Origin of the sequence: Paenibacillus tritici, from assembly GCF_013204885.1 — a bacterium.
Classification (GTDB): Bacteria; Bacillota; Bacilli; order Paenibacillales; family Paenibacillaceae; genus Paenibacillus_AQ; species Paenibacillus_AQ tritici.
The window spans coordinates 344,460-356,439 of the sequence record NZ_JABMKX010000008.1 but is presented as its reverse complement, the minus strand read 5'-3'; the positions used below and the strand labels follow the sequence as shown (position 1 = coordinate 356,439).

At 51.1% G+C, this 11,980-nt stretch carries 13 protein-coding genes and 1 tRNA gene; 12 read left to right on the top strand and 2 right to left on the bottom strand.

Annotated features, from left to right (window positions below):
* Window positions 1–64: 64 nt before the first annotated feature.
* From HQN87_RS16720 to HQN87_RS16670, 11 genes are all read left to right on the top strand, one after another.
* Window positions 65–292 carry a DUF1858 domain-containing protein gene (locus tag HQN87_RS16720; protein WP_173135685.1) on the top strand — a complete coding sequence of 76 codons (228 nt, stop codon included), beginning with the start codon at window positions 65–67 and terminating at the stop codon, window positions 290–292.
* Between the two features lie 14 nt (window positions 293–306).
* Complete coding sequence (locus HQN87_RS16715; protein WP_173135682.1) at window positions 307–1,572, top strand: DUF438 domain-containing protein; 1,266 nt, start codon at window positions 307–309, stop codon at window positions 1,570–1,572.
* 193 nt (window positions 1,573–1,765) lie between these two features.
* On the top strand, window positions 1,766–2,716 hold the full coding sequence (locus HQN87_RS16710; protein ID WP_173135679.1) for an ROK family glucokinase: 951 nt from the start codon (window positions 1,766–1,768) through the stop codon (window positions 2,714–2,716).
* Between the two features lie 45 nt (window positions 2,717–2,761).
* Window positions 2,762–3,661, top strand: coding sequence for an RNase adapter RapZ (rapZ, locus tag HQN87_RS16705; RefSeq protein WP_173135664.1), 900 nt, complete (start codon window positions 2,762–2,764; stop codon window positions 3,659–3,661).
* A 57-nt stretch (window positions 3,662–3,718) separates the two neighbouring features.
* Window positions 3,719–4,660 (top strand): gluconeogenesis factor YvcK family protein, encoded by a 942-nt coding sequence (locus tag HQN87_RS16700; protein ID WP_173135836.1) that lies wholly within the window; start codon window positions 3,719–3,721, stop codon window positions 4,658–4,660.
* A gap of 19 nt (window positions 4,661–4,679) precedes the next feature.
* Window positions 4,680–5,609, top strand: coding sequence for a DNA-binding protein WhiA (gene whiA, locus HQN87_RS16695; protein WP_173135834.1), 930 nt, complete (start codon window positions 4,680–4,682; stop codon window positions 5,607–5,609).
* Window positions 5,610–5,706: 97 nt separating this feature from the next.
* A complete protein-coding gene (locus tag HQN87_RS16690; protein WP_036651317.1) occupies window positions 5,707–5,976 on the top strand; it encodes an HPr family phosphocarrier protein in 270 nt (89 codons plus the stop codon).
* Between the two features lie 72 nt (window positions 5,977–6,048).
* Window positions 6,049–6,585 (top strand): GNAT family N-acetyltransferase, encoded by a 537-nt coding sequence (locus HQN87_RS16685; protein ID WP_173135661.1) that lies wholly within the window; start codon window positions 6,049–6,051, stop codon window positions 6,583–6,585.
* Between the two features lie 97 nt (window positions 6,586–6,682).
* Window positions 6,683–7,435: an SIMPL domain-containing protein gene (locus HQN87_RS16680; RefSeq protein ID WP_173135658.1), complete on the top strand. Its 753-nt coding sequence runs from the start codon at window positions 6,683–6,685 to the stop codon at window positions 7,433–7,435.
* Window positions 7,436–7,673: 238 nt separating this feature from the next.
* Entirely contained in the window at window positions 7,674–8,780 is a 1,107-nt protein-coding gene (locus HQN87_RS16675; RefSeq protein WP_173135655.1) for a PdaC/SigV domain-containing protein, read from the top strand.
* Between the two features lie 169 nt (window positions 8,781–8,949).
* Complete coding sequence (locus HQN87_RS16670) at window positions 8,950–9,588, top strand: GDSL-type esterase/lipase family protein (RefSeq protein WP_173135652.1); 639 nt, start codon at window positions 8,950–8,952, stop codon at window positions 9,586–9,588.
* A gap of 89 nt (window positions 9,589–9,677) precedes the next feature.
* Here HQN87_RS16670 and clpP read toward each other — a convergent pair whose 3' ends face one another.
* On the bottom strand, window positions 9,678–10,274 hold the full coding sequence (gene clpP, locus HQN87_RS16665) for an ATP-dependent Clp endopeptidase proteolytic subunit ClpP (protein ID WP_042132753.1): 597 nt from the start codon (window positions 10,272–10,274) through the stop codon (window positions 9,678–9,680).
* A 194-nt stretch (window positions 10,275–10,468) separates the two neighbouring features.
* Window positions 10,469–10,543: transfer RNA gene (locus HQN87_RS16660), tRNA-Arg, on the bottom strand.
* Window positions 10,544–10,834: 291 nt separating this feature from the next.
* Here HQN87_RS16660 and HQN87_RS16655 point away from each other — a divergent pair.
* Complete coding sequence (locus HQN87_RS16655; RefSeq protein WP_173135649.1) at window positions 10,835–11,887, top strand: sugar-binding transcriptional regulator; 1,053 nt, start codon at window positions 10,835–10,837, stop codon at window positions 11,885–11,887.
* The last annotated feature ends 93 nt before the right edge of the window (window positions 11,888–11,980 follow it).

The following is an 11,980-nucleotide window of genomic DNA, read 5'->3' as shown; positions in this document are numbered from 1 at the left end:
CACCTCTGTACCCTATGCTAAGCTGTTGTTGAGAAGAATTCTCATTTGTGAGGTGTACAACAGGATGAGTAAAGTGCTGAAGCTGGATGAACCTATTTTTGAGCTGGTAACCAGGCACCCGGAAGCGGTTGAAATCATGGTGGGTCTCGGTTTCCGTGATATCACGAAGCCTGGGATGCTGCAGACCGCAGGACGTTTCATGACATTATCCAAAGGAATGAAGTTAAAGAAAATAGAGCTGGAAACCGTTCGGCTGGCCTTTCAGCAGCATGGCTTCGAGATTATAGAATAGAAGGAGAGATCCATATGAGTGAGCTGATTAATAACCGCGAGGTAGATGTGCCCGAACAGACGCGCCGCCAGGCTATGCTGAAAGAGATCATCAAGGAGCTGCATGCAGGCAAAAGCGTTGAGGAGGTTAAGGCGCGTTTTGCGGAAGCGGTAGGCGATGTTACTGTGGAGGAAATCTCCGCCATGGAGCATTCCCTTATGACCGAGGAGGGCATTCCGGTAGAGGAAGTACAGCGCCTATGCTCCGTGCATACGGCCATATTCAAAGGCTCAATTGAACAGATTCACCGTTCTGTAAGGCCCGAGGAGCAGCCCGGCCATCCCGTGCATACCTTCAAGCTGGAGAACCGTGAGATTGAACGGCTGGTGAACTTCCGGCTGGAGCTGCATGCTGACAAGTTCAAGAAGAACGCCAGTGACGAGATTATATTCAAGCTGCTGGAGGACCTGAGCCTGCTGCTCGATCTCGACAAGCACTACAGCCGCAAGGAGAATCTGCTGTTCCCTTACCTGGAGAAGTACGGAATCTATGGTCCGACCAAGGTGATGTGGGGGGTCGATGACGGCATCCGCAATATGATCAAGGAAGCAAAGAAGACACTTAGCGCCTATAACGGGGACACGGAGCAGATTGCTGCTTCACTCGAAGAGATCATTAAGGAAGTCAACGAGATGATCTTCAAGGAAGAGAACATTCTGCTGCCGATGGCGCTGGATAAGCTGACTGAAGATGAGTGGGTCAAAATTGCCCGCGAAAGCGATGAAATCGGCTTCTGCCTGGCTGCACCGGACCAGGAATGGATACCGGAGCGTGCGGCTGAGCCTGAAGGGGCCGATGTGCAAGCGGAGGGAGCAGGGGAAGGCCTGTCGCCGCAGGGCTTCATCCGGTTTGAGACCGGGCTGTTGTCGCTTCACCAGCTCGAGACGCTGATGAATCATTTGCCGGTGGACCTGACCTTTATCGACGAGAATGATGTTGTCCGCTATTTCTCGCATGGCAAGGAACGGATTTTTGCCCGGACGAAGGCCGTGATCGGCCGCACGGTGCAGAATTGCCATCCGCCGCAGAGTGTGCATGTCGTGGAGAAGCTGCTGGCTGATTTCAAGGCTGGCGTCAAGGATGCCGAGGATTTCTGGATTAACATTAAGGATAAATTTATCTACATCCGGTACTTCGCAGTACGCGACGAGACGGGCCGTTATATGGGTACGCTGGAATTCACGCAGAACATCGCACCGATCCGGGCACTTGAGGGTCAAAAACGGATTTTGTCGGAGTAGGAGTTATGACCGATTCCTTACATTAGAATAGAGATACATTACGGACTTTCTTGCCTGCCTGGTGAGAAAGTCTTTTTGCTTTCCGAAACCCATTGCCCCGGGTGTATCGCCTTTCCTTGACCGCAGGGAAGGCTTCTATTATAGTGGGTACGTAGGATTAACTATTTTAGCATAGAAAAAGGTGGCTTGTTACATGTCTGAAAATATCTACGTTGGCGTGGATTTAGGTGGTACCACGATTAAGGTTGGAATCTGCAGTGCCGAGGGAAGCCTGCTGCACACCTACGAGGGCCCAACGGGGACTGCAGATGGCGCTGAGGCTGTCATCGACAATATCGAGAAGTATGTACGCCAGATTGTTGAAGACTCTCCGTATTCCTGGGACCAGCTGGCCGGTGTGGGAGCCGGACTCGCCGGATTTACGAATATTCGTGAAGGCATCATCATCCTTGCGCCCAACATAGGATTTAGAGATGTGCCGATCCGTTCCATTCTGGAGGGTCGTCTGAACAAGCCAGTCAAAATAGACAATGACGCCAACGTGGCTGCACTGGGCGAAGCCTGGAGCGGTGCGGGACGCGGCATTGAGAATTGTGTCTGCTATACGCTCGGCACAGGTGTCGGCGGCGGTATTATTATTAATGGTAAGGTGTATCAAGGCTTTGCCGGTCTGGCCGGAGAGCTGGGTCATATCTCAGTCGTTCCTGATCTGGAAGCGATCCAGTGCGGCTGCGGGAACATGGGCTGTTTGGAAACCGTTTCCTCAGCTACAGGCATTATCCGCATGGCTAATGATGCAGTAGCCCGTGGAGACCGGACCTCCCTGTCTACCGTAGAGAAGATTGCGGCGAAGGAAGTATTTGATGCTGCGAAGGCAGGCGATGAAGCTGCGCTGCGTATTGTGAACCGGGCCGCCTTCTACCTGGGCAAATCCATGGCATCGGTAGCCGCCGTCCTGAACCCGGAAGTATTCATTGTAGGCGGAGGGGTCTCCAAGGCAGGCGATATTCTGTTTGATGAAGTCCGCCGGGTATTCGCCAAGCTGGCACCTGCACCTCTGCAGACCGGTGTGACCATTGTGCCAGCAGAGCTTGGCAACGATGCCGGTATTATTGGTGCGGCAGGACTATTGCTGCGTTCTTAAAAGACTGGAATTATTCATATACTCATCTTAGGGAGGGATGCTGTAATGACCGACCTCGACCAACCATTGCCCGGTCACGCCACCCTGATTATCATTACAGGCATGTCGGGTGCAGGCAAGACGATTGCCGTGCAGAGCCTGGAGGATCTCGGGTTCTTCTGCGTAGATAATCTTCCGCCTGTACTGATCCCGAAGTTCGCTGAACTGATTGAGCAGTCGAAGGGTAAAATCGCCAAGGTAGCGCTGGTAATCGACCTCAGGGGCAGGGAATTCTTTACCGCCCTGTCGGAGTCTCTGGCCTACATCAAGGACGAATCAACGATCGGCTTTGAGATTCTTTTCCTGGATGCGACAGATTCAGTGCTTGTACAGCGGTACAAGGAGAGCCGGAGGCATCATCCGCTTGCTCCCAAAGGCATGCCGCTTGACGGTATCCGGCTCGAACGCCAGATGCTGCAGGAGCTGAAGAATTCAGCTACCCTGTGCCTGGATACCAGCAGCATGAAGCCGGTACAGCTCAAAGAAAAAATAGTATCACGGTTCTCCCACCTCGGGAAAAGCACCCTCTCTGTTAATATCACTTCGTTTGGGTTCAAGTATGGGATTCCGATTGATGCTGATCTGGTGTTCGATGTCCGCTTCCTGCCTAATCCTCATTATGTGGATCAGCTGCGGCCCAAGACAGGCCAAGACAACGAGGTATATGACTACGTGATGAAATGGCCTGAAACGCAAGCCTTCCTGACCAAACTGCTAGACATGCTTCAATTTCTTATTCCGCAATACCGCAAGGAAGGCAAATCCCAGATTATTATCGGCATCGGCTGTACAGGCGGCAAACACCGTTCGGTAGCCATTGCAGAATACTTGGGCAAAATGCTGGGGGTTAGCGAGACGGAATCGGTAGCAGTCAGCCATCGGGATTCCGAACGCGACCGGCATTGATGAGAGAAGGGATGAATAGTGGCTGAAGAACAAGGACAGCGTCCGAAGATCGTCGTTATGGGCGGCGGTACCGGGCTGTCTGTTATGCTTCGGGGATTGAAGGAGAAGCCGCTTGATATTACAGCGATTGTAACTGTCGCGGATGACGGGGGAAGCTCCGGAATTCTGCGCAGTGAGCTGCAAATGCCGCCGCCGGGGGATATCCGCAACGTACTGACGGCTATGGCTGACGTAGAGCCTCTGATGGCGCAGATTATGAAGTACCGCTTCAGCAGCGGTGAAGGGCTTGCCGGGCACAGTCTGGGCAATCTGATTCTGGCGGCACTGACAGATATTTCGGGAGACTTCGTTACGGCGGTCCGGGAGCTTAGCCGGCTCTTCGCCGTCCGCGGCCGGGTGCTGCCTGCTGCCGGAGAGGCTGTAATCCTGCATGCCGAGATGGCCGACGGGACGCTGATTACCGGTGAATCCAAGATCCCGGAGGCCGGCGGTGTAATCAAACGCGTATTCCTGGAGCCCGTGGATGTGGAACCGTTGCCGGAGGCACTGGAGGCCATCCGCAGTGCAGATGCGATTCTGCTCGGTCCGGGAAGTCTGTATACGAGCATTCTGCCGAATCTGCTGGTGCCGAAGCTGGCGGAAGCCGTGGTAGGCTCAGATGCCATTAAGATTTTTGTATGCAATGTAATGACCCAGCCGGGTGAAACGGATAATTATACGGTCAGCGATCATCTTCAGGCGGTATACGATCATATTGGGCTGCATCTGTTCGATTATGTGATCGTGAATGACGGGGAGATCCCGGAGCAGGTTCAGCTCAAATATGCCGAGAAGGGCGCCCGTCCGGTGCAGCTTGACCGTGATATCGTTGATGGCAACGGGTATAAGGTGATTGCCGACAAGCTGGTATTATTCAAGACCTATTTGCGGCATGATACCGATAAGCTGAGTCATCATATTTTCCAGCTGGTGCAGGATTGGATTGACAGAAAGAGTTAACATGAAAGAGGTGAGCCCCTTGTCTTTTGCGGCCCTTACCAAAAAAGAGCTGACGATGGTCGAGAGCCAGCCCTGCTGTGAGAAAGCGGAAATGTCAGCGCTGATCCGAATGAATGGTTCGGTGCAGCTTTCGAGCAAAAAGGTAGTTCTCGACATTTCGACGGAGAACGCCGCGATTGCAAGGCGGGTATATTCTTTGCTTAAGAAATATTACCAGGTCCATATCGAGCTGCTCGTGCGTAAAAAAATGCGTTTGAAGAAGAATAACGTCTATATCGTAAGAATCCCGAACCAGGTCCAGGAGATCCTGAAGGATCTGCGAATTGTCTCGGAAGGGTTTATCTTCACGGACGGGATTGATGATGAGATTGTCGGCAAGAACTGCTGCAAGCGTGCATACCTGCGCGGGGCCTTCATGGCCGGCGGTTCGGTGAATAATCCGGAAGGCTCCTCGTACCACTTGGAAATCGCTTCCATGTATGAGGAGCACTGCAAGGCGCTCGTGGAGCTGGCTGGTGAATTTCACCTGAATGCCCGCTGTATAGAACGCAAAAAAGGCTTCATCCTATACATCAAGGAAGGCGAGAAGATCATCGAGTTCCTCAGTTTGATTGGAGCCCATCAGGCGCTGTTCAAATTCGAGGATGTGCGGATCATGCGCGATATGCGCAACTCGGTCAACCGGATTGTGAACTGCGAAACGGCTAATCTGAACAAGACGATCAGCGCGGCGGTACGGCAGATTGAGAACATCAAGCTGCTGCAGCGCGAGGTGGGTCTGGAGAGCTTGCCGGATAAGCTGCGGGAGGTTGCAGAAATCAGACTGGCCCACCCGGATATTAACCTCAAGGAAGTCGGGGATATGCTGGGCGGTACGGTCAGTAAGTCAGGGGTAAACCACCGCTTGCGCAAAATTGATGAGCTGGCGGACAAGGTCCGTGGCGGCTGATTATTTTTTTTCTAGTGTGGTATGCGTTATAATGATATAATATTATAAAATTAATGTGAAATTTTTGGGCAGATCTCAAATAGGGGGTAAGCGTTTCATGACAAAGCACCCGGTAGTTGTTCGGTTGAAGACGGGGCTCCATGCTCGGCCGGCAGCATTGTTTGTGCAAGAAGCTAATAAGTTTTCGTCGGAGATTTTCGTGGAAAAAGACGATAAAAAAGTGAACGCCAAAAGCATCATGGGGATTATGAGCCTTGCGATCAGTTCCGGTACGGAGATTTATATCAGCGCAGACGGCGCAGATGCGGAACAAGCTGTAACCGCTTTGACAAGTCTTGTCAGTAAGGAAGAACTCGAGAACCAATAAATCCACAATGTCTTACCGAAAGCCCTTAGGGGCTTTTTTTCATATTCATATCAGGATAAGGGAGGATTACAGATGCAGAACCAAGGCAGTAAGGTAACCTTAGTAGAGCCTACAGAAACGCTTAGAGAGGCTTATATGGTATTTTATGAAGAGTGGAAGGCCAGCGGAGAATCCTTCGTTCCCTGGGTCATTGCGCTCGATCCTGCGGACTTTGCCGGTATGGTTCAGTCTCTGCGTGAATATGCCAGTGGTGCGGGTATTCCAGAAGGGTGGGTGAGCAGTTCAACCTTCTGGCTGGTGACCCTGGATAAGCGGATAGTGGGTGCTGTGAACATCAGACATCGGCTGACCGATACATTACTCCATACGGGCGGGCATATTGGCTATGGGGTGGTACCTTCCGCGCGCAGACAAGGGTATGCCACAGAACTTCTGAAGCAGGCGCTCCTGAGAGCCAGTGAGCTGGGGATAGAGCAGGCACTCGTCGTCTGTGACGCCGTCAACACCGCATCAGAACGGACCATCCGTAAGAACGGCGGAATAGAGGATAGCGAATACATAGAGGAAGACGGCAATGTCATCCGGCGTTTCTGGGTCAGCACCAAATAATAAATTATGGATAACGTACATCCCTCATGCAACTTTTACCAAGCTGGCCCGTCTAGAGGGTACTAACACTTAAACGAACCGAAAGGGGATGGCAAGCATGAACAGATGGGGTAAATCTATTGGATCGGTATTGCTGGCAGGAAGCCTGATGATTGGGGGAATGGGATTGAGCGAAGGGTTCAAGGGGCCTCAGACGGCTTACGCCGACGAAGTGCAGAAGAATATTGTGAATGTGGTAGGCAAAGGCGAGCTTTCGATCAAACCGGACATCGCTTATCTCTCCATCGGAGTGAGTACGACAGCCGATACTGCGCAAGAGGCGCAAAAAGGCACAGCGGGCAAGATTGCGAAGCTGACGGCACTGTTCAAGACCACTTGGGGCGTTGCGGACAAAGACATTCAGAGTACCCAGTTCAACGTACAGCCTAACTACACTTATACCGAGAAGGACGGCCAGAAGGTGAAGGGCTATAATGCCCAGCACACCCTGCAGGTATCCTACCGTGATCTGACGAAGGTCGGACAATTGCTGGATGCCGCTTCTACGGCAGGAGCGAACAACATCGGCAATGTGCGTTTTGCCATTGAAGATCCATCGGCGTTTGAAGCACAGGTCATTGACAAAGCAATGCAGAATGCAGATGTAAAAGCAGCAGCGATTGCCAAAGCAGCCAAACGCGGACTCGGCCAGGTCGTCACGGTCATTCAGAACGATGACGGGAACCACCCGGTGGTCTACGCTGAAGCGAACATGCAAAAAGCATCAATGGATAGTGCGGCCGGAAGCTCCGTTGAACCCGGAGAAGTGAAGGTTACCACTCTACTGAACGTAACTTATGAATTGAAATAAAAGGTTCCGCAAGAGGCGCTTGCTCTGCTGATTATGGCAGGGGAGGCGCCTTTTTTACAGGATGAAAGCCGTTTCAACTGGATAGAAGTAACAGTATCTTAAGAAAGACTCTTTAAAATTAAAGAAACTGTAAGGTGCATTGTAACATCCGGTGCTCTTACCTTTACTATAATAGGTAGAGTGAAGCTGAGGTAATACATCAGGTTAAATCATCACACAGCGGAAGGGGAACCAAACAATGAATAATAAGATGCTTAAGACACAGGCCCGTAGATGGGGCGCAGGGATTCTCGCAACAGGAATGCTGCTAGGCGGCACAGGGATATTCCCTGCAGGTATTACTCAGGCTGCTCCGGCGGCCGCACAGGTCAAGGCCAACTCCTCTTCAGTAGTATTGAAGGTGAACGGTAAGGCCGTAACGCAGACCGGGATTGTTCAGGATGGAAAAGTATGGATTCCGGTAACCTTTATGCGCGATGCGCTGGGAATGCCGCTATCCTATGATAAAGCGGAGAAGACTTACTCCATAGGAACAGGAACTGGGCAATTGAAGCTGGCGAACATGGATTACGGCATTATGATCAGTGTGAACAACTATTATATCGGCGAATATCAGGGTAAACAACTGAATAACCGGCTCTATGTGCCATTCGAACTGTTAAGTGATTACATGGGCTATAAAGGGGACTGGAGCGCAGCTACAGGACGGCTGAATGTAGTGAAAAAAACACAGAATGCCATAACGATCAAGACAGCGAGCTATACGAAGGACTATAAGGATGCGCCAATCAAGCTGGATTATCCGCAGGTTAGCGGTCTGGCGAACGCCGGGGCTGAGAAGGCGATCAATGATCTGATCAAGCAGACTGTTCTGAACTATGCGAAGGATGCTGAAGATCAAATCTCCAAGCGGTCGAAGGATGACCGGCCGTATGAATTCGAAGGCGGTTATGTGATCACGTATAACCAGGATGGCGTGCTCAGCCTGATCACTAATCAATATGGGTATACCGGCGGTGCTCATGGGATGACTTACCGCAATGCATTCACCTTCTCGCTCAAAGACGGGAAACGTCTGCTGCTGGGTGACCTGTTCGGTGCTAACCCCAATTACAAAAAACAGCTTAACGCTAAGCTATCCAAAGAGATCAAAGCTAACGGAGGATATCTGGGCGGGTTCAACGGCCTGAATACCGAGAAGTACTTCTATCTAAAAGACGGCAAAGCGGTTCTCTTCTTCCAGTTATACGAATACACTGCATATGCCGCAGGCTTCCCGGAATTCACCTTCGGCTTCAAGGAATTGCTGCCGGATGGAAGCAGTCCGTTCGCAGCGCTGAAATAATAAATTCGATGGTCCAGGATGCCCTTGCCTCTCCTCCGGGAGACGCAAGGGCATCCTTCTATTTACGGTCCTTCACCCACGGCCTAATAAGACTGCCCCGCCGTTACCACCTCACCCGGATAGTCATATGCTAAATAAGGCAAGCAGCTAATATCGGGGAGGGAAGGTTATGGTCTATCAATATACAGCGATTGGAGATTCATTGACAACCGGATTCGGGGCGCTCCCCGGAAGCGGCTTCGTACCGGTCTATCGCCGGATGGCGGAGGGGAGGCTGCGTTCTCCGGTGGTATCGACGAATCTTGGCATCAACGGTCTGACCACGGAAGGATTGAAGCAGCGGCTGAAGACCTCTGCGGTCTATCGAGGTGCGGTGAAGAATGCACAGATTATTACCGTGTCGATCGGCGGCAATGATCTGATTAAGGCGGCCCGGGCAGCAGCCCCTAGACCGGGGGAATTCCAAGCAATACTGCAAAAGGCTCTCCGGGATTGTAAACGTAACTTCAGCGAAATTATGGGCATACTGTCACAGCTAAAGGCAGGAACACGCAGTACCTATATTATTCGGATTGTAGGTCTCTATAATCCCTATCCGCAGGTGGAAGTAGCTACAGAGTGGGTGCGGCAGTTCAACCGCTATGCAGCGGGCTATAGCAGCAATATCATCCGTTTTGCTTCGGTTTATCATGAATTTGCCGGCAATGAGCGGGGCCTGCTGTTCCTGGATCATATCCATCCGAACGGCAGAGGCTACCGGGTAATCGCCGTCAAGCTGGATGCTTTGGGGTATGGGAACCTGAGGTAGCTTTAAGCTGTACAGGCATAATAAAGAGGCTGCCACGGACCGGATGGTCTGTAGCAGCCTCTTTGTTTATTGATGGAGTACGAGTAGAATTATACGCCTGTAGGTAATGTCTTCTCGATTACTTTATCAACAATGCCATATTCAGCAGCATCTGCAGCGCTCATGAAGTAATCGCGGTCGGTATCCTTCTCGATCTTCTCAATCGGCTGGCCCGTACGTTCGGATAGAATACGATTCAGCTTCTCACGCAGCTTGATGATGCGGCGGGCACGGATTTCGATATCCGAAGCCTGGCCCTGGGCACCGCCGAGCGGCTGGTGAATCATGATTTCGCTGTTCGGCAAAGCGAAGCGTTTGCCTTTGGCGCCGGCGTTCAGCAGGAAGGCTCCCATGGAAGCGGCCATGCCTACACAGATGGTGGAGACATCCGGCTTGATGTACTGCATTGTATCAAATATAGCCATACCCGCTGTGATGGAACCGCCGGGGCTGTTCACATACAGGTGAATATCCTTATCCGGGTCCTCGGCAGCCAGGAAGAGCATTTGTGCGATGATGGAATTGGCTACCACGTCATTAACCTCCGTTCCAAGGAAAATGATGCGGTCCTTCAGCAGGCGGGAATAGATGTCATAAGCGCGCTCACCGCGGTTGCTCTGTTCTACTACCATAGGAATATAACTCACGTGGAAAACCTCCTTGAAATTGGTGCTTCAAATGTGTTCATTTTTTACTGTTACCGTATTAACCACATGATAAACAAATTCAAACAAAAAGTCAAAGAAAGTCAAACTTACTTTCAAAAAAAAGAGCCCGAAAAGGGCTCTTTGGTTAAATATAATGTATCGGTTGCTAAATTATATACAAAAAAAGAAAATAATGGCGCGCCCGCCAAGAATCGAACTTGGATCTCAGGCTTCGGAGGCCTACGTCATATCCATTGGACCACGGGCGCAACAGAAATTATTATAATATACTTATCGGATAAAAGCAATGTGTAAAAGACATCTGCCCAAAATAGTTTTTCACTGCCTCCATAAACAAACCGGGAAGAACGCCTCCATCCTGCTAAGAGATGGACAAGCAGATGCATAAGATGAAACCGCCAAGAGAATTATAGTCTCGGAACACTTGCACTTGGCGTCAGTTTTGGGTAGAATATGGGTGGGACTTAAAAAGTTAACCCGGGACATTTTGAGACCACGAACAAGGGAAAAGAGAAAGACGAAGTTGCAGGAGTGAAAGCATGCGTAATCTATTGGAAATCCAAAAGCAGCTTCTGCCTGATCTCATGGAAACCCTTAAGAGACGGTATACGATTCTACATCAGATCATGCTGTCCGATATTATTGGGCGCAGGACGTTAGCCGCATCGCTTGATATGACCGAGCGGGTACTGCGCGCCGAGACGGATCTTCTGAAATCGCAAGGGCTCATTGAGATCGAGAGCGTCGGTATGCGCATTAGCGATGCCGGTCGCAGACTGCTTGACCTGCTGGAGCCGGTCGCCAAGAGCCTTTTCGGCCTGGATGATCTGGAAGAGAAAATTCGTACAACGTACGGTCTCGCCAAAGTTGTGGTAGTACCAGGTGACTGTGAGACATCACCCTTCACCAAACGTGAATTGGGGCGCGCAGGCTCCAAGGCATTGCTCAGCGTCCTGCGCAGTGACGATACGATTGCCGTCACCGGCGGATCAACACTGGCCGAGATGGCCGATCAGCTGAACCCGCCGTTATCCCATTCCTATAAGAACGCCTGGGTAGTTCCGGCGCGCGGAGGACTGGGAGAAAGCATGGAAATACAGGCGAACACTATTGCCTCAACTATGGCTAAGCGGATTGGCGCCAATTACCGTCTGCTGCATGTGCCCGACCTGCTTAGCGGCGATGCCTATCAGTCGCTTGCACTGGACTCCAATATTGGAGAGATTGTACAAATCATCCGCAGATCGCGTATCATTGTACATGGAATCGGCGATGCCATTGAGATGACCCACAGGCGCAAGCTGGACTCAAGCACCATTTCAGAGATTCAGAGCGAAGGGGCCGTAGCCGAGTCTTTCGGGTACTATTTCAATGAGAATGGCGAAGTGGTTCATACGATGCTGACCATGGGGCTGCGCCTGGAAGACATTATCCGTACGGAAGTCGTTATCGGTATTGCCGGAGGCAAACGCAAGGCTAAGGCCATTCATGCGATGCTGCGGTTCGGGCAAGAGGATATTCTCGTAATTGACGAGGCGGCTGCTGTCGAAATCGGCAAAGAAATCGACAAACAGTTGCAAGAAGTCCTATAGATTCCATTAAATGGGACGCGCACAGACTTATTATGCATTATACTTAACCTTGTTGTCTTGACGAGCCTCACGGCCTGTCTTGAATAAATAAAA

Excerpts from the sequence above, each read along its gene's own strand:
- HQN87_RS16685 (WP_173135661.1), top strand. The coding sequence starts at position 6,049 with ATGCAGAACCAAGGCAGTAAGGTAACCTTAGTAGAGCCTACAGAAACG.
- HQN87_RS16690 (WP_036651317.1), top strand. The coding sequence starts at position 5,707 with ATGACAAAGCACCCGGTAGTTGTTCGGTTGAAGACGGGGCTCCATGCT.
- HQN87_RS16700 (WP_173135836.1), top strand. The coding sequence starts at position 3,719 with ATGGGCGGCGGTACCGGGCTGTCTGTTATGCTTCGGGGATTGAAGGAG.
- HQN87_RS16720 (WP_173135685.1), top strand. The coding sequence starts at position 65 with ATGAGTAAAGTGCTGAAGCTGGATGAACCTATTTTTGAGCTGGTAACC.
- HQN87_RS16680 (WP_173135658.1), top strand. The coding sequence starts at position 6,683 with ATGAACAGATGGGGTAAATCTATTGGATCGGTATTGCTGGCAGGAAGC.
- HQN87_RS16670 (WP_173135652.1), top strand. The coding sequence starts at position 8,950 with ATGGTCTATCAATATACAGCGATTGGAGATTCATTGACAACCGGATTC.
- rapZ (WP_173135664.1), top strand. The coding sequence starts at position 2,762 with ATGACCGACCTCGACCAACCATTGCCCGGTCACGCCACCCTGATTATC.
- HQN87_RS16710 (WP_173135679.1), top strand. The coding sequence starts at position 1,766 with ATGTCTGAAAATATCTACGTTGGCGTGGATTTAGGTGGTACCACGATT.
- HQN87_RS16675 (WP_173135655.1), top strand. The coding sequence starts at position 7,674 with ATGAATAATAAGATGCTTAAGACACAGGCCCGTAGATGGGGCGCAGGG.
- HQN87_RS16655 (WP_173135649.1), top strand. The coding sequence starts at position 10,835 with ATGCGTAATCTATTGGAAATCCAAAAGCAGCTTCTGCCTGATCTCATG.
- HQN87_RS16715 (WP_173135682.1), top strand. The coding sequence starts at position 307 with ATGAGTGAGCTGATTAATAACCGCGAGGTAGATGTGCCCGAACAGACG.